General features: G+C 60.0%; 16 protein-coding genes and 1 tRNA gene. 10 read left to right on the forward strand and 7 right to left on the reverse strand.

The window, feature by feature from the left end:
* Nucleotides 1–45: 45 nt before the first annotated feature.
* From WMO46_RS01375 to WMO46_RS01400, 6 genes are read left to right on the forward strand one after another with little or no spacing between them, the layout of a single operon-like run.
* Nucleotides 46–3,147, forward strand: coding sequence for a SusC/RagA family TonB-linked outer membrane protein (locus WMO46_RS01375; RefSeq protein ID WP_349093628.1), 3,102 nt, complete (start codon nucleotides 46–48; stop codon nucleotides 3,145–3,147).
* A gap of 12 nt (nucleotides 3,148–3,159) precedes the next feature.
* On the forward strand, nucleotides 3,160–4,677 hold the full coding sequence (locus WMO46_RS01380) for a RagB/SusD family nutrient uptake outer membrane protein (RefSeq protein WP_349093629.1): 1,518 nt from the start codon (nucleotides 3,160–3,162) through the stop codon (nucleotides 4,675–4,677).
* Between the two features lie 22 nt (nucleotides 4,678–4,699).
* On the forward strand, nucleotides 4,700–6,307 hold the full coding sequence (locus tag WMO46_RS01385) for a hypothetical protein (protein ID WP_349093630.1): 1,608 nt from the start codon (nucleotides 4,700–4,702) through the stop codon (nucleotides 6,305–6,307).
* Nucleotides 6,308–6,362: 55 nt separating this feature from the next.
* Nucleotides 6,363–7,844, forward strand: coding sequence for a hypothetical protein (locus WMO46_RS01390; protein ID WP_349093631.1), 1,482 nt, complete (start codon nucleotides 6,363–6,365; stop codon nucleotides 7,842–7,844).
* Between the two features lie 2 nt (nucleotides 7,845–7,846).
* Nucleotides 7,847–9,322 (forward strand): hypothetical protein, encoded by a 1,476-nt coding sequence (locus tag WMO46_RS01395; protein ID WP_349093632.1) that lies wholly within the window; start codon nucleotides 7,847–7,849, stop codon nucleotides 9,320–9,322.
* 17 nt (nucleotides 9,323–9,339) lie between these two features.
* Nucleotides 9,340–10,512 (forward strand): glycoside hydrolase family 26 protein, encoded by a 1,173-nt coding sequence (locus WMO46_RS01400; RefSeq protein WP_207209334.1) that lies wholly within the window; start codon nucleotides 9,340–9,342, stop codon nucleotides 10,510–10,512.
* A 77-nt stretch (nucleotides 10,513–10,589) separates the two neighbouring features.
* Here WMO46_RS01400 and WMO46_RS01405 read toward each other — a convergent pair whose 3' ends face one another.
* From WMO46_RS01405 to WMO46_RS01430, 6 genes are all read right to left on the reverse strand, one after another.
* The gene (locus WMO46_RS01405; protein ID WP_278817550.1) at nucleotides 10,590–11,327 is read right to left on the reverse strand and encodes a hypothetical protein; all 738 of its coding nucleotides are present in this window, start codon (nucleotides 11,325–11,327) and stop codon (nucleotides 10,590–10,592) included.
* Nucleotides 11,328–11,354: 27 nt separating this feature from the next.
* Complete coding sequence (locus tag WMO46_RS01410; RefSeq protein ID WP_349093633.1) at nucleotides 11,355–13,232, reverse strand: TIM-barrel domain-containing protein; 1,878 nt, start codon at nucleotides 13,230–13,232, stop codon at nucleotides 11,355–11,357.
* The gene (locus WMO46_RS01415) at nucleotides 13,208–13,966 is read right to left on the reverse strand and encodes a hypothetical protein (protein ID WP_349093634.1); all 759 of its coding nucleotides are present in this window, start codon (nucleotides 13,964–13,966) and stop codon (nucleotides 13,208–13,210) included. The genes WMO46_RS01410 and WMO46_RS01415 overlap by 25 nt, the downstream gene beginning before the upstream one ends.
* A gap of 11 nt (nucleotides 13,967–13,977) precedes the next feature.
* Nucleotides 13,978–14,871: an endonuclease/exonuclease/phosphatase family protein gene (locus WMO46_RS01420; RefSeq protein WP_349093635.1), complete on the reverse strand. Its 894-nt coding sequence runs from the start codon at nucleotides 14,869–14,871 to the stop codon at nucleotides 13,978–13,980.
* An 83-nt stretch (nucleotides 14,872–14,954) separates the two neighbouring features.
* A complete protein-coding gene (locus WMO46_RS01425; RefSeq protein WP_278817547.1) occupies nucleotides 14,955–16,775 on the reverse strand; it encodes a RagB/SusD family nutrient uptake outer membrane protein in 1,821 nt (606 codons plus the stop codon).
* Between the two features lie 12 nt (nucleotides 16,776–16,787).
* Nucleotides 16,788–19,871: a SusC/RagA family TonB-linked outer membrane protein gene (locus tag WMO46_RS01430; protein ID WP_349093642.1), complete on the reverse strand. Its 3,084-nt coding sequence runs from the start codon at nucleotides 19,869–19,871 to the stop codon at nucleotides 16,788–16,790.
* Nucleotides 19,872–20,330: 459 nt separating this feature from the next.
* Between WMO46_RS01430 and WMO46_RS01435 the strand changes: the two genes are divergently transcribed.
* The 3 genes from WMO46_RS01435 to WMO46_RS01445 are packed head-to-tail and all read left to right on the forward strand — an operon-like array spanning nucleotide 20,331 to nucleotide 24,249.
* Nucleotides 20,331–21,893 (forward strand): BACON domain-containing protein, encoded by a 1,563-nt coding sequence (locus WMO46_RS01435; protein ID WP_302588055.1) that lies wholly within the window; start codon nucleotides 20,331–20,333, stop codon nucleotides 21,891–21,893.
* 10 nt (nucleotides 21,894–21,903) lie between these two features.
* Complete coding sequence (locus WMO46_RS01440) at nucleotides 21,904–23,289, forward strand: FAD-dependent oxidoreductase (RefSeq protein ID WP_129650784.1); 1,386 nt, start codon at nucleotides 21,904–21,906, stop codon at nucleotides 23,287–23,289.
* 42 nt (nucleotides 23,290–23,331) lie between these two features.
* Nucleotides 23,332–24,249, forward strand: coding sequence for an endonuclease/exonuclease/phosphatase family protein (locus WMO46_RS01445; protein WP_129650783.1), 918 nt, complete (start codon nucleotides 23,332–23,334; stop codon nucleotides 24,247–24,249).
* Nucleotides 24,250–24,371: 122 nt separating this feature from the next.
* Here WMO46_RS01445 and WMO46_RS01450 read toward each other — a convergent pair.
* Nucleotides 24,372–24,453, reverse strand: a tRNA-Leu gene (locus WMO46_RS01450).
* A gap of 97 nt (nucleotides 24,454–24,550) precedes the next feature.
* Here WMO46_RS01450 and WMO46_RS01455 point away from each other — a divergent pair.
* Complete coding sequence (locus WMO46_RS01455) at nucleotides 24,551–26,104, forward strand: NAD(P)/FAD-dependent oxidoreductase (protein ID WP_302588052.1); 1,554 nt, start codon at nucleotides 24,551–24,553, stop codon at nucleotides 26,102–26,104.
* Nucleotides 26,105–26,107 lie beyond the last annotated feature (3 nt).

The following is a 26,107-nucleotide window of genomic DNA, read 5'->3' on the forward strand; positions in this document are numbered from 1 at the left end:
GGAACCGCTCGGACCGTATCAATAAACTACTCTAATCTAAAACGTATGAAAATGAAACTTTACCTGATCGTTCTCTCCTTGCTGGCGTCCTGCCTGTGGGGAACGGGAGCCGTCCGCGCCCAGTCCGCATCACGGAGTATGACCGTGACGGGCAAGGTCGTGGATCAGAACGGCGCTGCCGTGACGGGCGCGTCGGTCGTCGTAGCCGGTACGACGAAGGGCACCACGACCGGTGCCGGCGGGGCTTTCTCGCTGACTGGAGTGGCGGCGGACGCTCGTCTGACCGTTAATTTCATCGGTTATAAAACGCAGACGGTGGAGGTCGGCGGCCGCACCTCTTTTAATATCGTGTTGGCCGAAGAGGCTACGGCCGTGGACGAAGTCGTGGTCGTGGGTTACGGACAGGTCAAGAAGAGCGACCTGACGGGCTCCGTGGCGTCGGTCAAGGCCGAGAAACTCACCGACATTCCCGCCAACTCGATCGACGGACTGTTGCAGGGCCGCGTGGCCGGCGTGCAGGTGATCAACTCCTCGCAGGACCCCGGAGCCTCGTCAACGGTCCGTATCCGCGGCAACTCGTCGCTCAACGGTTCAAACGCCCCGCTGGTGGTCATCGACGGATTCCCCTGGGGTGACGCCGGCGATTTGAAGCAGATCAATCCGCAGGACATCGTTTCGATGGAAGTGCTCAAAGATGCTTCGGCGTCGGCCATCTACGGCTCGCGCGGAGCCAACGGCGTGATCCTCATCACCACGCGCAAGGCGCAGGAAAATGTGACGCGCATCACGCTGCGCCAGCAGACGACCGTTTCGGGATTCAGCTCCGAACTGAATCTTTGGCGTGATCCGGTGCTGATGGCGATGCTATCGAACGAAAGCAACATCAACGCCGGCCTGACACCGACTTACATCGGCGCGACCAATGCCAACGGCGTCTATTATCCCTCGATTGCGGAGTTGCAGACGACCTGGACGACCAACACGCGCTGGGACGACCTGGTGTTCCGCTCGACCCCCGTGTCGAACAACACGACCGTGCAGGTGCAGAGCAGCAATGACCGCACGATGTTTCAGGCCAGCGCCAACTATTATCTCGACAACGGTATGTACATCGAGGACACCTACCGTAAATACGGAGGAAATTTCTCGGTCGAGCACAAATTGCTGGATAATCTGCGCATGAAGGCCAGCGCCAACATCACCAGCAACAAGCGCCACAACAACGGCGGACTGGCCTACTGGCGCAACCCGATCTTCCCGGTTTACGACGACGAGGGCGATTACTGGCTTTATAGCGCCCAGGACTATTCGCATCCGCTGGCCCTGACCGATTTGCAGAAGAACGATTCGAAGGGGCTCGACATCATTTCGTTCGCTTCGGTGAACTGGGACGTGCTTCCCTGCCTGAATGTCATGGCGCAGTTTAATTACAAGCACGGCGAGCAGATTACCGACAAATATTTTCCGAAAAAATATTCCCAGACGGGCGTGTTCAACGACGGTTACGGGTCGATCGACAACTGGAAGGACGACAACATCGTTTTCGAAGCCTACGCCACGTTCGATCGGACTTTCGCTGAAAAGCACCGGCTGACGGTGATGGGCGGTTACTCTTACGAGAACTACCAGTCGCGCAGTTCGTCGCTGGCGGCCAAGGGCTTCATCAACGAATCGCTGGGCAACGAGAACCTCGCTGCGGGCGATTCGGAGACCTATTCGATCGGCAACAGCTCCTATAAGACCGAGCTGGTGTCGGCTCTCACACGTATCAACTACACGTTCGACAATCGGTTTCTCTTCACCTTCACGGCCCGTGCCGACGGTTCTTCGAAATTCGGCTCCAATAATAAGTGGGCTTTCTTCCCCTCGGGAGCATTCAGCTGGAAGATGCACGAGGAGCGCTTCATCAGGAACTTGAACGTTTTCGACGTGCTGAAGATCCGCGCCTCCTACGGTATTTCGGGCAACCAGGGCATTTCGGCCTATCAGACGCTGAGCCGCTACGGACAGCACAAGTATTTCAACGGAGGCAAGTGGGTGACGGCCATCGGACCCGGCTATCAGTCGGGTTACACGGGGCAGGATGGCATCTATGCGCTCTGGAGCGGTATTCCGAACAAAGGCTTGAAATGGGAGACCACCGCGCAGGCGGATCTCGGACTGGACATGTCGTTCTTCGGCAACCGTCTGAACGTGACCTTCGACTGGTACGACAAGCGCACTTCGGACCTGCTGCGCGAGCGCAACATCGCGCCTTCGTCGGGTTACGACAAGATGTGGGTCAACGACGGCGAGATTCGCAACCGCGGTATCGAACTGACGATCGACGGCGTGGCGTTCCAGAACCGCGACTGGCGCGTGGGCGGCACCTTCGTCTTCTCGCGCAACCGCAACAAGGTGCTCAGCCTCGGAAACGCCGTGCAGACCGGTCTGAAAACCGACCTGCGCACCGGCATGCAGTATGAATATTACGGCAACCAGAGCGAACAGTTCCGCGCCTATACGAATATCCTCGCCGTAGGGCAGCCGATGTACGTCTTTTACGGATACAGGACCGACGGCATCGTGCAGTCGCTGGCCGAGGGCCTGAGCGCCGGACTTTCGGGCGACGACGCTCAGCCGGGCGAGTTCAAGTATGTGGATATTTACGACGGAGACGGAATGGAGACCGTTGATGAGAACGACATGTGTATCATCGGCGACCCGAATCCCGACTGGATGGCTTCGCTGGGCATCGACGTTTCGTGGCGCCGTTTCGATTTCAGCATCTTCTTCAACGGCGTTTTCGGCAACGACGTGTTGAACACCAAACGTTTCGACCAGCCGAGCAATATGCCGATGCGCTGGACGGCCGACAACCCGACCAATTCTTACCCGAGGCTGAATGCCAACCGGCAGACCAAGTTCTCCGACTGGTGGATCGAGGACGGTTCGTTCGTACGCATCCAGACCGTGACGCTGGGCTATTCGATCCCCTTCTCGAAGAAAGATGCGGCACGCAAGGTACGCCTTTACGTCAGCGCCGACAATCTCTATACCTTCACCGGTTTCGAGGGCTACGATCCCGAAGTGGGGATGACGGGTATCTATTCGGGCGGCTATCCGCGCCTGCGCAAATGGACGTTCGGAGCCGATTTCACCTTCTAAATATTGCCAACCATGAAAATCAAACACCTTATACTTGCGTTCGGGGTAATCTCTCTCCTCGCGGCCTGCAACCTGGACGAGTATCCCTACGGCTTCTACTCCGAGGATAACTTCTACAAGACGGAAGCGGATGCCGAGTCGGCCGTGAACTATATTTACGACGCAATCAATTACATCGAGTATTCGCGTTCGATCGTCTTTCTGGGCGACATGAACACCGACGACATGGAACCGAAAGGCGACGCTGCGGCCGCCAACAAGGAGCTGGACGGATGGAAGATCAACAATTTCAGAACCAACACCACGCTCGGCAATTTCTACAAGTACTCCTACATCACGATCAACCGGGCCAACGCCGTGATCAAGAAGGTGCCGGGGATGAACATCGACGAGAGCCGCAGGAACCGCTTCCTCGGCGAGGCTTATTTCATGCGTGCCTATTCGTATTTCAACCTTGCGCGCAACTTCGGCTGCGTACCCGTCCATACGACGCCTGTCGAAACGCTCGAAGATACGGCTGTTCCCGCCGCAGAGTCGCTCGACGCCATGTGGAAGCTCGTCATCGAAGACTTCAAGACCGCCGGCTCGTTGCTGCCGTTCTTCGCGGCGCCTGAAACGGGCCGTGCGGACCGTGCCGCGGCCTACGGAATGCTGGCCAAGGCTTATCTCTACATCGCATCGGCCAAGGAGCACGGTGTGCCCCAGTACGCCGCCATGTCGCACGACGTGGATGAATACTATGCCGAGGCGGTGAAATACGCCGGGCTGGTGGTCGATAATCCCGAGCAGACGGTCTTCCGTTTCGACGAGAACCTGCTCGATATCTATGACGTTGAGAAGCCGACGGGGCCGGAACATCTTTTTATCATGTCGATGGATCGCACGGGAGATTCGGAAGGGCAGTATTCGAAGATATCGAAGATGTATCTGCCGTATGTTTCGGGGGCTACGATCTATCTCAAACAGGGTGATTCCGACGAGATGGTTCCGACCCACGACGGTTGGGGCGAGTACCGGACCGCGCTGTCGTTCTATGATGCGTTCGCTTCGGGCGACCGCCGTCACGACTGGCTGATCGTGGACGAGGTGTACGACGCTGCGGGCAATGCGGTGGCTTCGACGGCCGACGGCAAGCTGAGCTATCCGTTCTGCCGCAAGTTCATCGATCCGAATTTCTCTGGAGACAAGACCTCCACACGTCCCTATCTGCTTCGCTATTCGGATGTCGCATTGACCTATGCCGAAGCCGCCGGACCGACGGCCAAGGCGTATGAACTGGTGAACTTCATCCGCAACCGTGCCGGTCTGGGCGATCTGGAGCCGGGGCTGGACAAGCTGACGTTCCGGGAACGGGTGATGGATGAGCGCCGTTTCGAACTGGCTTTCGAGGGGAACCGCTGCTATGACCTGCGCCGCTGGAACCTTCTGCACACGGACATCGCTGAGGCCAAGGGTCAGGGCCTGAGCGCCGAGCAGATGGTGTTCTATCCGATTCCGTCCGTCGAGTCCGATTTGAACCCGAATCTTTAACCTTTTAAGAAAACGCAGAATTATGAACAAACTGAAATATTTGCTGAGCGCTTTCGTCCTGCTTGGTTTCGCATCCTGCAAGGACGATCCGTGGGAAGATGTCGCCGACGGCGGCTGGAACCACGAGCGGTCGATCATCGACGTTAAGTTCGAGGGGCAGGCCGGAACGCCGGCCATTACGGAGACCGATTCCGAAACGGGTGTCGTCGAACTGCAACTGGCTTCGGACATGGTTGCGGACATGTCGAAGGTTCGGGTCGAATCGCTGACGCTTTCCTATAAGGCCACGGCCAATGTCGCCTCGGGCGGAACGATCGACTTCACGAAGGGCGATCCGCAGATCGTCGTGACGTCTCCCAACGGCGAATCGCGCACCTATACGCTCGAAATGACCGAGTTCACGGAGACGCTGACCGGTACGTATACGATCAGCAACCTCTGGGTCTACGGAGGTACGGGCGCCGCCTACGACTGTACGAAGCTCTACAAGCCCGCTGACAAATCGGGGTGCTGGAACGGCGAAGGCCGGGGACCTGCCGCCGAGATGGACAACTACTTGGTGTTCACGCTGGGAGAGATTCTTGCCGACGGCAATACGACCGGAACCTGCATGAACTGGGCCGGCGAGGACGCCAAAAACTGGGACTGCATCTTTGCCGGGGCGTCGAACCCCGACACCGGAAAGCCGGTGGACCTGACGCAGTTTTACCGTCAGATTCCCAAAGGCGAAAGCACCTGGCTGCGTAACTATGCCGACGGGACGATCACCTTCACCGATGCCGACGGACACAAGACCTCCTGCACGCTCGTGCCGAAGGGCACCTATCAGATGCCCAATGTGCCGCCGATTCCGCTGACGCTCGAATCCGAGGCCTTCAAGTTCAATCTGAAAGGTACGGAGGACTGGAACAATACCTACAACGATTACGGCGTCTTCGCCCGCAATCCGGTGACGTATTACATCGAGATCGTGAAACAGCCGGCTGGTTTCGAGGTTCCCGAGGCGTCGAAGACGATCGAGGAGCCGGTCGATCCCGAACCGGAACCGGAGCCCGATCCGGAGGAGACCTCGCTCGCCGGAACCTACTCCGTAGGCCGTCTGACGGTGTACGGCGGTTCGGCCGATCCCGCGTTCGTCAATCCGGTGGACAAGAGCTGGGTGTGGGACGATTCGATCTGGAAGGAGTCCGACAACGTCCTGGTGATGACCGCCACGGGCACCGACGCCGCCGGCCGGGAGACGGGAGAGTGCGAATACCTGCCCGGTGAGGACGGCGGATACTGGAATTACATCCTCAAAGCCGACTATAACAAGGATGGAACGGGGGCCCTCGACCTGACCAAATATTACGGCCTGCTGCCCCACGGCAAAAGCGCCTACGTGTATGATGCCGAAGCCGGAACCGTGGTGTTCACTTCGGGAATTGTCTCCATTGCGGCGAAGCTCCTGCGGGAAGGGGATTATACCTACGGCTCCTCGACGCTCAGCGTTCCCGGTATCGCTTTCGACTTCGTACTGCCCGGGCAGACGACGCAGGGAGATTATCCCTGGACCGATTTCGACCGATTCGCCGTCGGGCCGCGCAATTATGTGATGCTCTTTAACAAGCAGGCGGAAGCCGGCGAGTGATCCGATAACATCCGCATGCGGGTTCGGCCTGCATGCGGATTTATGACCGATGCCTATGAAAAACTTCAGAAATGTCCTGTTCGCATGCGTAGCGGCGTTGCTGGGGGCCTGTGCTGGAGATTCCGCCGGGAAATGCGATGTCGTGGTGCATATCGAAGCCGACAGCGTCGTCAATAGCGGTTACATCGGCAACGGGGTTCAGTGGGACCCTTATGCGCTCGACTATGGAAAGGGGCGCGTCGAGATCAGCGATGCCGACTGGGAGAAGCTCTATGACCGCCTCGATTTCATGCGGCCGGCCTTTATCCGCGTGATGACCAACACGACCTCGGTCGTACGCGACGGGCGGCTCGATCCCGGGCGCGGATTCGAACACCTCTCGCACATTCTCGATTATTGCCGTTCGCGCGGTGTGACGGTGATGTTCGGCGACTGGGGCGGATCGCTCATGGACGCCCGGGCCGGGACGGTCAACTACCCGCTGCTGGACCACGCCGCGGCCTATGTCGCCTGGCTGGTGCATGAAAAAGGCTATGACTGCATCCGTTACTACAACCTCGTCAACGAACCCAACGGCTTCTGGTCGGCGGCTGATGGCGATTTCGACCTGTGGGCGAAGGCCGTGGGCTATTTCCGCGGGCGGCTCGACGCCGAGGGGTTGGCTGGGAAGGTGGAGCTGGTCGGTCCCGACGCCGCGATCTGGGGACCCGAAGAGGCGTGGTGGGTGAGCCGCAGCCGCGATGAGTTGGGCTGCTGTATCGGGCTGTACGACATTCATACCTATCCGTCGAAATGTACGGTCAACTCGGGAGAGTACGCCCGTATCTTGCAGGCTTACCGGAAGGAGGTGCCTGCCGGTCGGAAGATCGTGATGGGGGAGATCGGCTTCAAATTTGTCGAGCCGGCCGATTCGCTCTTGCAGGCTGAGAACCTGCGCCGGGCCGCAGCGCATCCGAATGCCTCGACGGACGATTCGCAGATGTTCGTCTACGACTGGATGTATGGTACGGACATGGCCGACGCCCTGTTCCAGACCATCGGGGCGGGTTATTCGGGGTGTATCGCGTGGATGCTCGACGATGCGATGCATTGCAAGGAGGCGCCCGACAAACTCAAGATCTGGGGTTTCTGGAACATCTTCGGCTCCGAGATTTTCGGAGCCGGTGAGGAGTGCGTGCGGCCGTGGTATTATGCCTGGTCGCTGTTGTGCCGCACGCTGCGGCCGGGAAGCGATTTCTGTGCCGTCGATGTGCGGGGAGCCGCCGGGGTCAAGGCTGTCGCCGCCGTGAAAGACGGACAGCGCACCGTCGCCGTCGTGAACGTGTCGCGTGAACCGCGCCATGTGCGGATCGAGTCTTCGGGCTGGGGCCGGCTGGAGGGTGTGGTCCGCTACCGTTACGGCGAGGGGTTGATGCGTACCGAGGGCGACCACGTGCTGCTGCCCGACGCCGCGGACCTGGGGATCGACCTGGCGGTTGGCGCTGAGTATGAACTGCCCGGAGAGTCGATGATTTTACTGACCGAACAAAATGACTGATTATGAAAAGATTGCTGATTTCGCTGGTCGGCGCGGCGACTTTGTTCGCCGCCTGCAACTCCGGGCGGGCGCTTCGTATCGAAGTGACGGACCGGGTCGTAAGTGCGGATTACATCGGTAACGGCGTCGAGTGGGACCCTTACGATGAGGCCGGAGCCTGGGGCGCTGAGGTGAGCGACGCCGATTGGGGCAAACTGTTCGAACGCCTCGACTTCATGCGCCCGGGCTATGTGCGCTGCATGATAAACAGCCCGTACCGCTATTACGACGCCGCGACGGGCCGTTACGACCGGATGCGCAACCTCGCGTCGCTTCGTCGTTTGCTGCAATACTGTCAGGACAGAGGCATTACGGTGGCTTACGGGGAGTATAATCCGCCGACGTGGGCGATGAAGGATTCGCAGCGGTGGGTGGAGATGTCGGTCGATTATCTGCATTTTCTGGTCTGTGACCTCGGGTTCGACTGTATCCGCCATTTCATTATCTTCAACGAGCCCGACGGGAGCTGGGCTTCGACCGACGGCGATTACGACCTGTGGCGTTCGATGGCGCAGCGTTTCGATGCTGAAATGGCCCGGTATCCGGAATTGAAGCGAAAGGTGTCGCTCGCGGCGCCCGACGTGGTGATGAGTTATAAGAATCCGGCGTCGGAGTACGATGCGGCGGGATGGGTGGCCCGGAGCGCACAGGACCTCGGTGCGCAGATCGGCGTCTACGACGTGCATGCCTATCCCGGTCAGCATGAAGTGCGCAGCGGGGCTTACGCCGAGAAACTGCGCCGCATCCGTGCCGAGGTCCCGGCCGGAAAAAAACTGATTCTCGGCGAGGCCGGATACAAGTATTCGGCACCGGAGGATTCGCTGCTGAAAGCCGAGTACGACCGTCGCGTCGTCGGGCATCCCTTCACCAAAGGCTCGGACTGCAACATGCTCTGCTACGACTATTTCTACGGGTTGGATATGCCGCTGTTGGCGATGGAGGTGATGAACAATGGCCTTTCGGGGGTGGCGGCGTGGATGCTCGACGACGCCATGCATTCGAACGGCGATTCGGGTCGCACGGAGGACGTGAAGATCTGGGGCATGTGGAACATCCTCGGCGAGGAGGTTTTCGGTGACGCTTCGCAGGAGGAGCTGCGGCCCTGGTACTATACCTGGTCGCTGATGTGCCGCTGTTTTCCTGCCAGGTGCGACATCCTCGCGTGCGAGGTTCCGCAGCGTGAAGGTGTGCGTGTGGCGGCCGCCCGCAAAGACGGATCGTACAGCGTGGCGGCGGTCAACTTTTCGCAGAAACCGTGCGACATCGGGATCGCTCTGCCGGGCGATTTCACCGGAGGCGTGTTGTACCGTTATACGGAGAGCGACCGGGCGTGCGACGACCGCGGGCTGCCCGTGCCGTGCGAATGCGGTATTGAGGGGCGAAGTTTCCGTACGACACTTCCTGCCGAAAGTTTTGTCCTGCTGACGAATATCGAATAATCCAAATACCTGAAACTATGAAAAGAATTCCATTTATGCTGTTGGTTTCGCTGCTGTTTTCCGTCGTGGCGTGCAGTGATGACGGCGAGGGGCCGAAAAAGGAGGGTGAGAGCGATCCCGTGACCCTTACGCTTTCCGATCCGAATGCCACCGAAGAGACGAAAGCTCTTTATTCGAACCTCTGGGCGATTCAAAGCAAAGGGTTTATGTTCGGCCACCACGATGACCTGATGTACGGCCGCACGTGGTACGGCACCGCAGGCGGCTCGGATACGAAAGCGGTCTGCGGCGATTATCCCGCGGTGTACAGTTTTGATTTGGCCGAGCATATCGACGACCGGTACGCCGCCGACCCGGATGCTCAGGCGTTGCGGCTGCGTTGCTGTAAGGAGGCGTATGATCGCGGCATGGTGCTCACCTCCTGCATTCATATCGATAATCCGCTCACCGGCGGCGATTCGTGGGACAATTCCAGCAATCGGGTGGTTGCAGAGATTCTGACGGAGGGTAGCGTCACGAATAAAATGTTCAAGGAGTGGCTCGACCGGCTGGCGGACCTCGCGCTCAATCTCCGGGGCAGCGACGGCAAACTGATTCCCGTGATTTTCCGCCCGTTTCATGAACATACGCAGACATGGTCCTGGTGGGGCGCGTCGTGCACGACGACCGAAGAGTTCGTCAATCTGTGGAAATTTACGGTGAAGTATTTGCGCGACACGAAGGGCGTACATAATTTCATTTATGCCATCTCTCCGCAGATGGACAGCGCGAAGACCGTGGACGATTTCTATTTCCGCTGGCCGGGTGACGAGTGGGTCGATTTCGTGGGCATGGACTGTTACCAGGGTATCAACAATGCGGTTTTCGTGACGAATCTGAAAGCTATTTCGAAAGTTTCGCTGGCGAAGCGTAAACCGTGCGGCGTAACCGAAACGGGTGTGGAGGGTTTTTCCGCTGCGGATTACTGGACGACGAATATCCATGCTCCGCTGACGGGACGCCGTGTGAGCATGGTGGTGACATGGCGTAACAAATACGATCCGATGGAGAGCGGGACACACTATTTTTCGGTGTTCCCCGGGCATCCGTCGGAACGTGATTTCGTGAAGATGTATAATCAGGAGAACTCTTTCTTTTGCGGGGATCTGCCCGACATGTATTCTCCGGCGGAGAATGTGACGGTGCTGTAAGGTTCTGCTTGTAAAGAGCGATGTCCGCTTCAATGCCCCGCAAGAAATATTTCCCTGCGGGGCATTTTTGACGTACGTTATTCGAATGCGAGGTATTTCCAGCCGTTTTCGGTGAAGCAGCGCACCTTGTCAACGCTCCGGTCGTAGTAGAGCGTTCCGACCGGGATCGACTTGCCGCCTAACTGTGCATTTTCATACCACATGTCGGTCGGGGCGTCGTCCAGCGCGGCCAAAGAGAACGGTACGAACGACACGGCCCAGCGGCGGCCGAAATCCACGCCTTCGTTCCGGTCGTCGGAACCGAGTTTGACCCATCCGAAATGCCGGATCGGGCGGTAGAGTCCTTTCGGGGAGTAGACCTGGATGCAGGCGATGTCGGGGGCCTGTTTGCCGATCAGCATGGTCAGACGGCAGGTTTCCGAGCCGTTCCACCCTTCGAAGAGGTGGCCTCCGTCGATGAACGAGGTTCGGGGCTTGGCCGCATTGCTGTGCCAGCGGCCCCGGCCGCCACGCACCGAGAGCATCGAGGTGGATTCCAGAACACCTTCCACCGTATTGTAGACGGGTTGTTCTTCGGGGTCGAAGCCGTAGTTGTAGCGCACGTCCTGCCATTTTTCCCAGGCGGGGTCGATCTCTTTGCGGACCGGCACGCATTGCCGTTCCAGGGCATCGACGACGCCTCTCAGACTGTCGATTTTTGCAGTCAGGGCCGCGACCGTACGTACGAGCGCTTTCCGGTTCGTTTTCGGCTTCTGCCGGGCCGAAACGGGCAGGCAGATCGCAAGGGCCAGGAACAGCCCGATGATCTTTTTCATGTTCTCTTGTTTTACGGGAAGGATGAATTACAATGTTCCGATCTGTTCTCGCAGTCGTTTTTTGAAGTTTTCTCCGATGATTTCCAGTTTGTCGGTTGTCCGGAACAGCGCCGCCCGGTTGCCGTCGAAAGCGTCGATGAATTCGCGGATGCGGAAGGGCTCCTCCTGAATGAAGTTGGGGCATTGCGAAACGCCGAGATACTCCTTGGGCAGCATCAGGTAGGTCTCCCCGAAGCGACCCTGTTCGAGTTTGAATTCGACGGTGAGTTCCGTGCAGCGTTTGAAAATGCCGCTTTTGCCGTATAGCTCCGGTTGACGGGCCGCCGCGTCGTCGTCGAGGATGAGCTCCACAGCGAGGGGCTTGTCGCAGGGCGCGGCGCCCGTGTAGACGACCGGGGCGAGCGTGTAGGCGTCGTAGGTCCATTGGCCGGCCTTCGGGAAGCGGGCGTAGGGAATTTCGCGGCCGTCGATCTTCACCGTCCGGGGCGGGAAGGTCGCGGGGAATCGCAGTTCGTAGCTGCGGCTCTCGGGAGCTCCTGCATAGGAGCCTTCGCGGGGTGCGATGACGGCGCGGACGGTGTTGCCCTCCTGCTTCTTCGTGACCCGCGTGACCGCATAGTCGGTCGTGTAGTGCTGGCTGATGCCGTCGTCCTCGTAGTGGTTCAACTCTCCGTCGGCCCCCGGGATGAAGGTCAGCACGAGGGTGTCGCAGGGCTGCTGGAGGTTTTTGACCGTCGGGGGATTCATCGGGAGGATGGCTCCGGCCCGGGCGTACCAGGGATTTTCGGCGAGGGTGTAGTGCAGCTCTTCGGTGCGGCTGCCCTCGTACATGGCTCCCGTGGCGCAGTCGTACCATTGTCCCTCAGGGAACCAGATGCGGCGCGCGGCCAGCCCCGTGACGCTGTCGGCGGGTTCCGCGACGGCCGTGGCGAGGATGTCGTTGCCGAACATGAACTGCTCGGGGACTTCGTAGGCCGCGTCCTGCTCGGGGTGGTCGTAGTACATCGGGCGGCACATTCCGACGCCGGTGTCGTAGTTTTCGCGGGCGGCGGCGTAGATGTAGGGCGCCAGGGTGTAGCGCAGGCGGATGGCGTCACGCAGGATGAAGAGCTGGTCGGGGAAACACCAGATGTAACGTTCGATGCGCGGGTCCTTCGTGGAGTGGGTTTTGAAGATCGGGGTGAAGACGCCGTACTGGAGCCAGCGGGTGTAGAGCTCCGGATCGGTGTGCGTCTGCTCCGCGCGGAACAAGTGGCCGCCGATGTCGTGTCCCCAGTAGCCGTAGTTTACGTTCGAGGAGGTGGCGGTGAATTGCGGCAGGTAGGCCAGCGTGCCCCACGTGGCGTAGGTGTCGCCCGAGAATGCCAGCGGATAGCGGTGCGATCCGAGTCCGCCCCAGCGGTGGTAGATGAAGGGCCGCAGTTCGGGATTCTGCCGCTCGGCATGGCGGAAGAAGGTGTGGTTGAGCCAGAAGGTGTTCGACAGCCCGGGGGTGAACTTCGATTCGGTCCACTGCTGCCAGTCGAGCCACCAGAAATCCACGCCGTCACGCTCCATCGGGCTCAGCACGGTCTTGAAATAGGCGTCGGCCCACTTCCGCTCGTCGATGCGGAACGGCACGCTCTTGCCCTTTTCGGTCCACCCGTATTCCCGGGTGAAAGCGTCGTAGACATCCTCGCAGGGCTGGATGCCCGAGGCGGGATGGAGGTTGAGCGCGACCTTCAGTTGCTCGTTTTCGGTCCATCGGAGGAAATTCGCGGGCGAGGGGAAGAGCTCTTTTTGCCAGGTGTAGCCGGTCCAGCCGATGCGCTGTCCGTATTCGTCCCTGGGCGGGTTCTTCTTGCGCAGCCCCCAGGTCTCGTGCCAGTCCATGTCGATGATCAGCACGTCGAGCGGCACGTCCATCGACTTGAGTTTCTGCCCAGATCTACGAACTCGTTGTCCGAATACTGCCAGTAGCGGCTCCACCAGTAGCCGAAGGTGTACTTCGGGGGCAGCGGCGCCCGGCCTGCGACGAGCTGGAAATCGGCCAGCGCCTGTTTGTAGTCGTGCCCGTAGGCGAAGAGATACAGGTCCTGCCGGTCGCCTGCGGGGCGCGCTTCGACCCACTCCTTCCACACGGAGCCGTCGGGCGTCAGCACGTGGCGCGGGCTGTCGTCCACGACGGCCCATCCCGAACGCGAAAGGAGCCCTTGCTCCATCGGTTCGCGCCCCAGCTTCTTGCCGTCGCATCTGTCGAGCGTGCGGGTCGTGCCCATGAGGTTCTGCGGGTCCTCCGTGCCGGGTGTCCATACGACCTCGCGGCCGTTGAGCCGGAAGACGGCTTTCAGGTTTTTGTCCGAAAACCTGCCGCCTTTGGTGTAGGTCAGCGTCAGGGCCGGGGTGGTGATGGTCAGCCGGGATTTCGTGTCGCGGACCTTGAAGTCCGGCACGGGCGTCCGGCGGTTGACGAAGGTCAGCGTGGCGCGGTCCTCGAACCGGCCGTCCTCGCTCCACTCCATGCGGATCAGCTGCGGGGTGAGCACCGTGAAGCGTGCGTTGCCCGCCTCGACGACGGCCCGCGGGTCGGCTTCGGGATTCCCGGCCGTTGCGCCCAGCGTCAGCCACAGGGCCGTAAGAAGAATTGTCGCTCTTTTCATAGATGAACTGTTTAGGGGAGAATGAACCGGGCCTTTACGGGGTAGTGGTCCGAGATGTAGGGCGCACCGTAATTCCCGGTCAGGGTTTTGAACAGGGAGGCCGTGCAGCCCGAATGGAAAATGTGGTCGAGCTTGTAGGCGGAGGTGGTTTTATAGCCGTTATACGTGGCTTCGCTGTCCGTGTCGGATGCCGTTCTGCGCGCGTCGCGCATGGTGCGGAACAACGGAGCGAAAATGTTGTCCGTCGTGTCCGAATTGAAATCCGCCGTGAGGAATACCGGGTATGACTCCGTGTTGAATTGTTTGATTTTCGAGGCGATGAGCTTGATGGACTCCTCGCGTGCTGTGGCGCCCTGATGATCGAGGTGCGTGTTTAGGTGGTAGAATCGCTTGCCGGAGGCTTTGTGCTCGAAAAGTCCCCACGTGCATGTCCGGTTATAGGCGGCATCCCAGCCTTTGGAGGGGATGTCGGGAGTCTGGGAGAGCCAGAAGGTCCCCTTGTCGAGCAGTTCGACTTCGGTCGTAAGGTAAAAAACGGCCATGCACTCCTCTGCCGCGTAGCTTTCGGTTTCGGGCGGAATAGCGCCCGTGTCGCGTCCTAGCCCGTACCAGGCGTAGTCCGGGCAGTTTTTGGCCAGATAGGTGATTTGATGGGGCTGCGCCTCTTGAAGCCCCATGACCGTAGGCCGTTCCTGTCTTATCATGGCGGCGGATGCCGGTTTGCGGTTGTTCCAGGCGTTGTCTCCGTCGGCGGTGTTGTCTACACGGATGTTGAACGATACGACCGTAACGAAAGTCAGGCCGCCGTCGTTGCCGCCGCTCCCGTCTTCGTTGTCGGAGGAGGTGCAGGCTCCGAGGGAGAGCAGCGCGAGGCCGGACAGAAGATAGCGGATCGTTTTTTTCATATTCGGATGGTTGGATGGTCGTTCATGCGTTTTTTTATACGCCGCGGCGGGTGTCGGACTCCCGCCGCGGCGTATGGTTCCGGTCAATAGCCGTAATTTTGTTTGAGGTTCTTGTTCACGAGCACGTCGGTTGCGGGCAGCGGCCAGAGATAGTGTATCTCCGGATTGAATACCCGGTTGTAAAGCGCGGTGATGTGGGGACGGTTTTCCCGGCTGAAAGTGGCGTCCATCTCCGGACATCCGCTCTCGTCGATCGCGGGCGTGGGGATGAACCACTGTCCGTCGGTCATCACCTTTTTCAGTACGTTGGCGCCTGCGTTGTACTTGATCGTCCAGTCGCTGTAATTGAGCACCTTCTCGGCGATCCGCCAGCGCAGGAGGTCATAGATGCGCAGCCGCTCGAACGCGAACTCCATCCGGCGTTCGGTGCGCAGAATGGTGCGCAGCTCGCTTTGGCTGCGGGTGACGATCGCCGGATACTTGTCCGTTTCGGTGTGCTGGACCCCGTAGGCGCGGGCGCGGACCCGGTTCATGGCTTCGAGGGTCGCATCGTCGATCTCGTTCAGCTCGATCTTCGCCTCGGCATACATGAGCAGCACGTCGGCGTAGCGCATGATGATCTTGTCGGGGTCGGCCTGATAGTCGTCCGTCCAGTCCTTGTCGATGCCTTTGCGCTGCACCAGCCCGGTGCGCGACGGAAGACGCGATTCGCTGGCCGTCACGATGTTGTCGGGGTTGGTGATGTTGCGTCCGACGTTCGAGTCCCAGACCTGTTCGACATCGAAGCGCGGGTCGTAGACCACGCCGCAGAAATCCGTGCCGAACTCCACGATGCTCTCCGCCAGGCGCGGGTCGCGGTTCTTGAACGGATCGGCCGGGTCGTAGAGCGGCGATTCGTCGATGGGCTTGCCGTCGGTGCAGAGGAACGCGCAGAAGAGGTCCCAGGTCGGGAACTCCGAAATGGTGCCGCCCAGTCCGATGGGGATGTTGGCCGTGATGCTCGTCCCCTGGAGGTACTGCCGTTTGTTGTCGGCGGCGTAGGCCAGCGAACGGGGGATGCAGAAGACCGACTCTTCGGCGTTGTGCGTCTTGTTCAGGAACAGTTCGCCGAAGTCGGCGTGGAGCTGGTAGACGTTCAGGTCCATGCACGCCTTGGCGGCGTCGCGGGCGATGCCGTAATGATAGGCGGCTTTGTCGGCGTCGCGCATGGCGGCGTCATAGGTGTAGAGCGAGGCGAAGTAGAGCGCCACGCGGGCCTTCATGGCGTAGGCTGCGCCTTGGGTCGCACGCACCACGGCTCCCTGATAGGTCTCCGGGCAGTGGGCGGCGGCATAGTTGAAATCGTCGTAGACGTGTTCGAGAACCTCCTCGCAGGGGGTGCGTCCGATGTCGTAGGCTTCTTCGAGCGGAATATCGCGGGTGAAATAGACCGGATCGCCGAAGAGCATCATGATCCGCGAGTAGAAGCAGGCCCGGTAGAAGCGCGCGCAGCCTTCGTAGCGTTCGTACAGTTCGGGATCGAGGCTGGCCTTGGCTTTGGGCATGTTTTCGAGGATGGCGTTGCAGCGCGTGATTCCCTTGTAGGTCAGGCTCCACATGTTTGTCGTGGCGGCATGGGTGGCGGTGAGGGTTCCGGCCTTGAAGGCGACCAGCGCGTTGCGCCGCATCAGGTCGTCGGTGATCTCGTCCATGTCCATGACTCCCGATCCGGTGAACTCGTAGCGTTCCTGGGGCCAGAACTGCTGGAGCAGCAGGGTGTTGAGCGACATCTCGATCTTCGGGCCGTCGTCGTACCACGTTTCGGCCGAGGGATTGTCGAGCGGGTTGAGATCCAGATTCGTGCAGGCCGTGCCGAGCAGTGCGGCGGCCGTACAGAGCGCGATGTATTTCGTTGATGTTTTCATGAACGCGGGAGATTAGAATTTGATGGAAGCCGTGAAGATGACGGATTTGGTGATGGGGTAGCCCGTCGAGCTGACCTCCGGGTCCCAGCCCTTGGGGAAGTGGCTGAACGTGAAGAAGTCGGACAGAGTGGCCGAGAGGCGCAGGTCCTTGACGAAGATTTTCCGCAGCCATCTTTGCGGCAGGGTGTAGCCCAGCGTGATGTCCTTGATGCGGAAATAGGAGCCGTCGATGAGCCAGTAGTCCGACACGGCGTAGTTGGCCGTCGTGGTGCCGCTGTTCTGCGAGTAGCGGGGATAGCGCACGCGGCGGTTCTGTTCGATGGTGTTGAAGACGCTCCAATGGTCGTTGACCACGAATTTCGGCACGTTGTACCAGCCCGTGCGCAGCGGCTGGACCATTTCGTCGGTCAGCAGCGCGTCGCGTTTGGCTACGCCCTGGAACGTGCACCCCAGGTCGAAGCCCTTGTAGGCGAGGTTGATGCTGCCGCCGAAGTTGTAGCGCGGCATCGAGCTGCCGATCACCGTGCGGTCGTACGTCGCCGAGATCGTGCCGTCGGGAACGCCGTCCTTGCCGCTCAGATCGACGTAGCGCACGTCGCCCGGCTGGTTCGACGACGAGACCGTCGGATTGCCGGCCACCTCTTCGGCGGTCTGGAACAGTCCGTTGCTCCGGTAGCCGTACCAGGCTTTATATTCCGTGTTCGACTGGATGATTGTGCCGCCGCTGAGCTGGTAGTCGTTGCCGATGTAGCCCATCATCGACTTGTAATCCGAGAGATTCACGGCGACCGAGTAGCTGAAATCGTCGCCGATATGGTCGCTCCACGCGACGGAGAGGTCCCAGCCTTTGGTGTTCATGTCGCCCGAGTTCTTATAGGGGGCCGTGTAGCCCAGATAGGAGGGGATGTCCACCAGGATGAGCATGTCGCGCGTGGTCTTTTTATAGTAGTCGGCCGTGATCCGCAGGCGGTCGTTGAGGAAATTGACGTCGATGCCCACGTCATAGGTCTCGGTGGTCTCCCAGGTGATGTCGTCGAGAACCATCTGATAGGCCGAGAACCCTTGCAGGGCCTGTACCAGACTTGAGGAGCCGACGAAACCCACCGGGTCGTTCGACGAAAGGGTCGATTGGTAGGGGTAGTTGCCGATGCGGTCGTTGCCCAGCTGTCCGTAAGATGCGCGCAGCTTGAGGAACGAGAGTACGTTGCGCGCCCCCTCCATGAATTTCTCCTGCGTGAGGACCCAGCCGGCCGACACCGAGGGGAAGAATCCCCAGCGGTTGCCTTTCTTGAAGCGTCCCGAGCCGTCGTAGCGGAAGTTCGCCTGGGCGTAATATTTCGATTTGTAGTTGTAGTTCACGCGGCCGAACACCGAGACGTAGGCGTTTTCGTAGGGCGAGTTGTTCACGCCGGCCCCCATCAGCTCGGTGGAGCCCATCGACAGATAGGGGTAGTAGCTGATCTTGAACTGGTTGCGGGAGGCGTAGATGTCCTCGTAGTGTTTGTAATAGTCCTCGACGCCGGCCATGACGCTCAGGTGATGGTCGCCGTTGCGTCCCAGATCGATGTCGTAGTTGGCGAAGAGCTGGGTGGTGTGCGTATAGGTGTCCGTGCGGCTCTCCTTGAGGTCTGTGGTCGTGGCGCCGGAGAGGTACGAGGGCGTGACCGTGGGATCGTTCCAGGGCGTGTAGGGCACGGCGATGTTGAAATCCTTGTCCTTTTCGAACACGTATTTGGGTACGAACGCACCCGTGATTTTCAGTCCTTTGACGGGCGTGATCTCGACCTGGAACTTGCCGCCCCCGAGCCACGTCTCGTTGCGCTTCGTACCGCCCTCCATCATCTTGCCGTAGGGGTTGATGCCCTCTTTTCCCGAGGCGGTACGGCCGTCGCTCCACTCGGCGGCGAACGTCGGCGGCATGTAGCGCATCGTACTCGACGGGCTGTAATAGGGATTCACCGACTTGGTTTTGCGCATGTTCAGGTCGAGCGACACGTTGAGCCATTTGGCCAGCCGGATGTCGTTGTTGGCCCGCACGGTGAAGCGTTTCCACGAAAGGTTCTTCCGGAAAAGACCGTCCACATCGTCGTAGCCCAGGCTGATTTTCGTGCGCGTGGTCTTGCCGGCGGAGGTGATGCTCAGGGCGTGCGACTGGCGCAGGGCGTTCTTTTTGAGGATCATGCCGAGCCAGTCGGTGTCCGGATAGAGATCGGGATTCTGCGCATGGAATTTCCGGTAGTCGGCGATCTCCTCCTGCGTGTAGACGCTGTACAGACCGCCCGACGGCGTGTCGTTGTACATCTGTTCGTTCTGGGCCTTCATGTAGCCCACGGCGTCTTCGTATTCGGGCATGCGGGTCGGATAGTCGAGCGAGATCGAATAGGTGTAGTCCACCGAGGTCGGTTCGCCGCTCTTGGCGCGTTTGGTGGTGATGAGGATCACGCCGGCGGCGGCGCGGGCTCCGTAGATGGCGGCCGAGGCGGCGTCTTTCAGCACGGAGATATTCTCCACATCGGCCGGATTGACATCGCCGATCGCTCCGGGAGCGCCGTCGATGATGACCAGCGGCGAGCTGTCCTTCATCGAGGTGATGCCGCGGATGCGGATGGTGGCGTTGGCGCCGGGGGCCGAATTGGTCCTCGTCACGGTGACTCCGGGCAAAGCCCCTTGAAGGGCGTTCGAAATCTGGCTGGTTTTGCGGGCGGTGAGTGCCGTGCCGTCAACGCTGGCGATGGCGCCCGTAAGATCCTTTTTGCGCATCGTGCCGTAGCCGACCACCACCACGTCGTCCATCTCGTTGACGGCTTCGCGCAGAATTACCTCCACCTGCGTTTTGCCGGCGGCGGGGACTGTCTGGGTTTCGTAACCGATAAATGAGATTTGCAGGACGGGCTGGGTGCCTGCGTCGAGTTTGATGGAGAATTTTCCGTCTGCGTCGGTCGTGGTGCCGAGCGTGGTGTTCTGAACGATGACGGTGGCTCCGTAGATGGGTTTACCTTGCTCTGTTTGCACGGTCCCTTGAATTGTTCTTTCCTGGGAGAAGGCGGAAGTGGAGAAAAAGAGGGTTTCGATGAGAAATAAAAGAGATGCTAAAATGAAATTACCTAAATTCCCCCCCCCGCATTAGAAAAAAATGTCGGAAGTTTTTTCATAATAATTAAATTAGTAGTATATTTGTGATGCCTACCTGCCCACACGGAACAGAGTTGGAAGGCTGAAAACCGTGTGGTAGACAATGCGAATATACGTGGATATTTTGTAAAAACAAAGAAATAGCCGCGTTTTTTGCAGATTTCATCTTTTGTATTTCAGTGTGCCTCGCTCGACGATTTCCGGTTCCGGCCGGATTCTTCGGTAACGGGCATCGCGGTTCACAACGGGGATCGGCTCCCTGTCGGATGGGTGTCCGCGGTCGAAACAGGTGTGTTTCGTTGTCTTTCGGTGTTGGTTGTGTATTGTGATCCGAAAGTTTGAAACGGAACGGAGCTTTTGGCTGCAACGGCGCTCCGGCTGACGGCCGCTCCGCGCAACTTATTAATTAAAAAACAGATTCTCATGAAACGTTATTTTATAGGTATCTTTCCGGCAGCAGCGATGGTCGCCGCTGTGCTGCTGCCCGGATGTGAAAATGAAAACAATGTGACCGGGGGCAAGGCGAATGTCTCGGTTCCCTCGCAGGTGGTGCTGGACGACATCGCCGGGGACGGCGACATCCGCACGTTCGATGTCGAGAGCGACGGCTACTGGTCGGTGATTGCCACGGGGACCGATGGCGATACGGCTCCCTGGATCTCGGTCGAGCCCGCGCAAGGTATCGGCAACGGGAGCGTGACCCTTTCGTTCGCCAAGAATCCCAGCAACAGCGTTTCGCGGTCGGGGCAGGTGTGCGTGCAGCTGCGGGACGAGTCGAAGAGCGTGCAGCTGCCCGTCGTGCAGGGAGCCGCCTCCTATCTGACCGGATTCCAGCCTTTCGTACACCTGATCGAATTCGTCAAGGGCGACATCGACAACTGTGTCAGCGGCAAGGTCAACGAGGCGAAGAACGCTTTCCTGTTCAATGACGGGGCGAGCATCACGCTGACCGGAGCCGGCGATATGACGGCGGCCGGCCTGACCGCGGACCGTTATTACACCGGTGTGCTGAGGGCTTCGGGCTGGGATGCGGAAAATGCCGCGTGGACCGTGGCGGTTCCCGTGACCAGCGAATTGTCGGGGACGCTTTCGTTCGGCTTCGGCATGCTGACCAACTCCTCTTCGCTCTGCGCCGTTCCCCGCGATTGGAAAGTGGAGTGGAGCGGCGACAATGCGACCTGGCACGATATCGACGCGTTCTATGCCTGGAACGGCAAGAGCGCCTGCCCGACGGAAAGTTCCGTCAATGAGGACAAATCGGTGTCGTTCGCGCTGCTGCCCAACATCAACGCGGATGCCTACAACCACCGGCAGGCGGTCTTCACCATTCCGACTTCCGCTCCTCTGGCCAAGGGAAGCACGCTCTACGTGCGTGTGGCCAAGGCCGGCGACACGCCTGTCAAGGGCACTGCGATCGACCCGTCGCACATCGTCCGTTTCACGTTCGGGTGCTGCATCTCCCAGTTCGAAAAGAAAGCCTACCACACGACGACGATGCCCGTAGGCGAGCAGGTAGTACTGGCTCAGGGATTCGACGAATGCCTTTCGGGACTGGATTACATGTCGGACATCGGCCACCTGGCCTATGTGACCGGGGCGGCCTATGACGCTCCGGAGGGCTGGAGCGTTTCGGGAACCGTGACCGCCTCCATCGGATATGTCCGCTTGACGGCCAAGGGCGTGCTGACCACGCCGGCGCTCGCATCGCTCGGTTCGACGCCGACCGATGTCGTCGTTTCGTTCAAGGCCGTGGTCCGGTGCAGCTCCACGGATGCCATTGATAAGAAGGAGATCACGGTGCAGGTGGCCGAGGGCGACGGTACGGTCGAGGCGCAGCCCGATATGACCGGAGAGTTCACGAAGCGCGACGACTGTTTCACGTGGCGTACCTTCACGGTGCGCGTGACCGGAGCGACGGCTTCGACCAGACTGGCGTTCAGCAACACGGGACAATGGTTCCTGGATGACATTGTCGTAACCAAATAACCGGCAGGCTATGGACAGACGGGATTTTTTGAAAAAGGCGGGAGCCGCGACTTTGCTGCTCTCTGCGGGAAAGGTGCTTTCCGCCGCGGAAACGGTGGAGGACTCCGTGACTCCGGACGGGAACGTTGCGGAGAAGAAACGCCGCGTGCCGGTAAGCCGTACGGCCGATGTCGTGGTTTGCGGCGGAGGTCCTGCCGGTATCGGCGCCGCCGTCGAGGCGGCCCGTTCGGGGGCCCGGGTCGTGCTTGTCGAGCATGCCGGGTTTCTGGGCGGCACCTGGACGGCCGGGCTGCTGGGCGTCATGCTCGACCACGAGAACAAGACGGGTCTAATGCAGGAACTGAAGCAGACGCTCACCGAACGCAAGTGGCGCAATACGAAGGTCTGGACCGACGAACTTTTTACGTTCGATGTCGAGCGGATGAAACTGCTGCTCGACGAACTGTGCGCCGAGCATAAGATCGAAGTGCTGCTTTATACGTCGGTCGTGGCGGCCGTCGTGGACCGGGGGCGCATCACGCATGTCGTCACCGAATCCAAGTCGGGCCGCGAGGCGATCGCCGGGGAGATCTTCATCGACGCGACGGGCGACGGCGACGTTGCTGCGTTGAGCGGCTGCGGATTCGACTGGGGCGATGCCGACGGGCATGTGCAACCGATGTCGATGCTGGGGCTGGTGACGGGAGCCCGTTTCGAGGAGATCGAGGACTGCGTGCTGTGGAACGGCCGGAAGACCCGGAGGGCGTCCAAGCGGAATCTGATTGCCGAAATCCGCCGGGGCGGTTTCGAGGCGAGCTACAAGATGCCGTGTCTGTTCCTGCTCCACGACGATCTCTATGCGCTGATGGCGACGCACCAGTACGGCGCTAAGAGCATCAGCCGTGACGACCTGACGAGGGCGAGCATCGAAGGCCGCCGCGAGGTGCACCGGATCGTCGATTCGCTCCGCTCGCTGGGCGGCCGCTGGGAGGGGCTGAAGCTCGTGGCCACGGCGTCGCAGATCGGATGCCGCGAAGGCCGGCGCATTCACGGGCTTTACACGGTTACGGAGCAGGATTTGGTCGAAGGACGCCGCCACGAAGACGCTGTCTGCGAGGTGCGTTACGGAGTCGATGTCCATTCGGTGCATCTCGAAAGCGAGGGCAAGGGAGGCTCCTATACGCGCGGCATCAAGTCGAAGCCCTACGACATTCCGCTGCGGGCCCTGATCGCCCGGGATGTCAAGGGGCTGATGATGGTGGGCCGTTGCATCAGCGGCGATTTCATCGCCCATTCCAGCTACCGGGTCAATTCCAATTCCGTCATACTGGGCCAGTCGGCCGGACGGGTGGCTGCGACGGCCGTGCGCGAGCACAAGGCGCCGCAGGAGATACGCTTCCATTACAGTCAGTTGTGAATGGACGGTCGAACGAATACGAATTGTTAAATACGAACGAAAATGAAAAAATTGCAATATCTGTTTTATGCTGCGGCATTTTTCGCCCTGGGATGTTCCTCGGGCAAATCGGAAGGCGAGGAGCCGGCTCCGGCTCCCGAAGGACCCTCTTCCGAAGTGTTTTCCCTGAAAGTGATGTCTTTCAACATCCGTTACAGCAATACGACGGATCAGGGCGAAAAGTCCTGGTCGCAGCGCCGGAAGCCTTGTGTCGATATGATCAAGGATGTGAATCCCGGAGTGATCGGCATGCAGGAGTCGCGCACCGAGCAGCGCAATTACCTGAAAACGATGCTCACGAAATACGAACTGCTCGAAGTGCCGAACACCGGAACGGGCTCCGGCGGAAATTCGACGGTGCTTTACCGTACCGATCTCTTCACGCGTGTCGATTGGGGGTATTTCTACCTGAGCGAGACTCCCGAGACGCCCTCCGCACCGTGGGATGCGACCAATTCGGCTCGCCGCTCCTCCGTGTGGGTGCATCTGAAAGACAATGCTTCGGGGCGGGAGTTCGTCTTCCTTTCGACGCACTTCCCCGAATCGAACACCTCGGCTGCGGACAACGAGGCGCGCTTGAAGTGTGCGCAGCTCAATGTGAATAAAATGAAGGAGATCGCCGGGAGCCTGCCCGTCTTTATCGTGGGCGACATGAATTGCTCCTACGCTGCCGACGATACACGCCGGTCGGCGCTGGCGCCTTACTATGCGTGGATGCAGTCGGGCCGGGAGAAGGCTCCCGACCGCGACAGCGCTTACAGTTATAACAATTTCGGCGGCGGAACGCCGTCGGCACGCTGGAACCTCGACCATATATTTTACAAAGGCGTTAAGCCGGTCCGTTTTCAGACGGTCACTTCGCCGAATTACGGTGTAACTTATCTTTCGGATCACTATCCGATCACGCTTACGGTCGAATAACCGCCGACTGCCGGAAAAAAGAATCCGCTCCTGCCGCATATTGCAGCAGGAGCGGATTTCATTCTTAATATACGGACGAAAAAGAGGACGGATTCGAAAATCCGTCCCCGAAAGTCGTTTTGTGCGGATAAAGGGACTCGAACCCCCACGCCGTAAGGCATCAGATCCTAAGTCTGACGTGGCTACCAATTACACCATATCCGCATCGGTAAGACAAAGGTAGGCAAAAATTCACAAATAGCAATCGGTGAAGGGGATTATCCGGGTTTTTTGGTTATTTTTGTAGACAAAATTCCGTAATATGCCGCAGCAGATAACCCTCACGCTCACACCCCGGCAGGCCGCCGATGCGAAGTTCTACACCGCGCAGGCAGCCCGTCGCATGGGCATCCGCGAGGCGGACATCGCGCTGGCGAGGGTCGTGAAACGGTCGATCGACGCCCGTCAGCGGCAGGTGAAGGTGAATCTCACGCTGGAGATCTATGCCGACCGCGAGCCGCAGCCCAGACCGGTGCATTTCGACTATCCCTCGGTCGAGGGTCGTACGGAGGTGGTGATCGTGGGCTCGGGGCCCGCGGGGTTGTTCGCCGCCCTGCGGCTGATCGAACTGGGGCTGCGGCCCGTGATTCTGGAGCGCGGCCGCGATGTCTCGGCCCGCAAGTGCGACATCGCGCAGATCAACCGCAACGGTGCTGTCGATCCCGATTCGAACTACGCTTTCGGTGAGGGCGGGGCCGGGACCTTCTCCGACGGCAAGCTCTTCACGCGCAGCAAGAAGCGCGGCGACTACAACAAGGCGCTGCAAACGCTCGTGTTCCACGGCGCGACGCCCGAAATACTCTACGAGGCGCATCCGCATATCGGCACCGACCGTCTGCCGCGCATCATGCAGAACATCCGGCAGACGATCGTCGATGCGGGCGGCGTGTTCCGCTTCGAAAGCCGCGTCACGGACCTGAAGATCGAAAAGGGCCGCATCCGCGGCGTGTGGTGCGGCGACAGCCTGATCGAAGGCGCCGCCGTGGTGCTCGCCACAGGCCATTCGGCGCGCGATATTTACGAACTGCTCCACCGCCGCGGCGTGCGCGTCGAGGCCAAACCTTTCGCTATGGGGGTGCGCATCGAGCATCCGCAGGCGTTGATCGACTCGATCCAGTATCATTGCGAGGCGCGCGGCGAATACCTCCCGGCGGCCTCCTATTCGCTGGTGAGCCAGGAGAACGGCCGCGGGGTTTACTCGTTCTGCATGTGTCCCGGGGGATTCATCGTCCCGGCCATGACCGATGCCGCGCAGTCGGTGGTCAACGGCATGTCGCCCAGCGGCCGCACGTCGCCCTATGCCAATTCCGGACTGGTGACCGAGGTGCGTCTGGCGGATTTCGAACACCTGCGGAGCGAGTGGGGCGAGTTGGCGGGGCTGCGGTTCCAGCAGCAGTTCGAGGAGTTGGCCCGCCGCGAGGGCGGGGAGCACCAGATCGCTCCGGCACAGCGGGTTACCGACTTCGTGGCGGGACGTGCGAGCGGATCGCTGCCCGCGACCTCCTACATTCCCGGTGTCACCCCCTCGCGGCTCGACCGCTGGATGCCCGGCTTCATCGCGCAGGGACTGCGGCAGGGGCTCACGACCTTCGGCCGCCGGATGCGGGGCTATGTGACTGCCGAGGCGCTGGTCGTGGGCGTGGAGTCGCGGACCTCGACTCCCGTGCGCGTGCCGCGCGACCCCGGGACGCTGATGCACCCCGAGACGGAGGGGTTGTTCCCCGCAGGCGAAGGGGCGGGGTATGCCGGCGGCATCATCTCCGCGGCGCTCGACGGCGAACGAATCGCCGAAGCGGTGAAAAATTATATCCGATAACCG

Source organism: Alistipes intestinihominis (assembly GCF_040095975.1).
Lineage (GTDB): Bacteria > Bacteroidota > Bacteroidia > Bacteroidales > Rikenellaceae > Alistipes > Alistipes senegalensis.

Coding starts and splice junctions, on each gene's coding strand:
- WMO46_RS01420 (WP_349093635.1), bottom strand. CDS start 14,871: ATGAAAAAAACGATCCGCTATCTTCTGTCCGGCCTCGCGCTGCTCTCC.
- WMO46_RS01375 (WP_349093628.1), top strand. CDS start 46: ATGAAAATGAAACTTTACCTGATCGTTCTCTCCTTGCTGGCGTCCTGC.
- WMO46_RS01445 (WP_129650783.1), top strand. CDS start 23,332: ATGAAAAAATTGCAATATCTGTTTTATGCTGCGGCATTTTTCGCCCTG.
- WMO46_RS01435 (WP_302588055.1), top strand. CDS start 20,331: ATGAAACGTTATTTTATAGGTATCTTTCCGGCAGCAGCGATGGTCGCC.
- WMO46_RS01405 (WP_278817550.1), bottom strand. CDS start 11,327: ATGAAAAAGATCATCGGGCTGTTCCTGGCCCTTGCGATCTGCCTGCCC.
- WMO46_RS01390 (WP_349093631.1), top strand. CDS start 6,363: ATGAAAAACTTCAGAAATGTCCTGTTCGCATGCGTAGCGGCGTTGCTG.
- WMO46_RS01425 (WP_278817547.1), bottom strand. CDS start 16,775: ATGAAAACATCAACGAAATACATCGCGCTCTGTACGGCCGCCGCACTG.
- WMO46_RS01395 (WP_349093632.1), top strand. CDS start 7,847: ATGAAAAGATTGCTGATTTCGCTGGTCGGCGCGGCGACTTTGTTCGCC.
- WMO46_RS01415 (WP_349093634.1), bottom strand. CDS start 13,966: ATGAAAAGAGCGACAATTCTTCTTACGGCCCTGTGGCTGACGCTGGGC.
- WMO46_RS01410 (WP_349093633.1), bottom strand. CDS start 13,232: ATGGACGTGCCGCTCGACGTGCTGATCATCGACATGGACTGGCACGAG.
- WMO46_RS01400 (WP_207209334.1), top strand. CDS start 9,340: ATGAAAAGAATTCCATTTATGCTGTTGGTTTCGCTGCTGTTTTCCGTC.
- WMO46_RS01385 (WP_349093630.1), top strand. CDS start 4,700: ATGAACAAACTGAAATATTTGCTGAGCGCTTTCGTCCTGCTTGGTTTC.
- WMO46_RS01440 (WP_129650784.1), top strand. CDS start 21,904: ATGGACAGACGGGATTTTTTGAAAAAGGCGGGAGCCGCGACTTTGCTG.
- WMO46_RS01380 (WP_349093629.1), top strand. CDS start 3,160: ATGAAAATCAAACACCTTATACTTGCGTTCGGGGTAATCTCTCTCCTC.
- WMO46_RS01455 (WP_302588052.1), top strand. CDS start 24,551: ATGCCGCAGCAGATAACCCTCACGCTCACACCCCGGCAGGCCGCCGAT.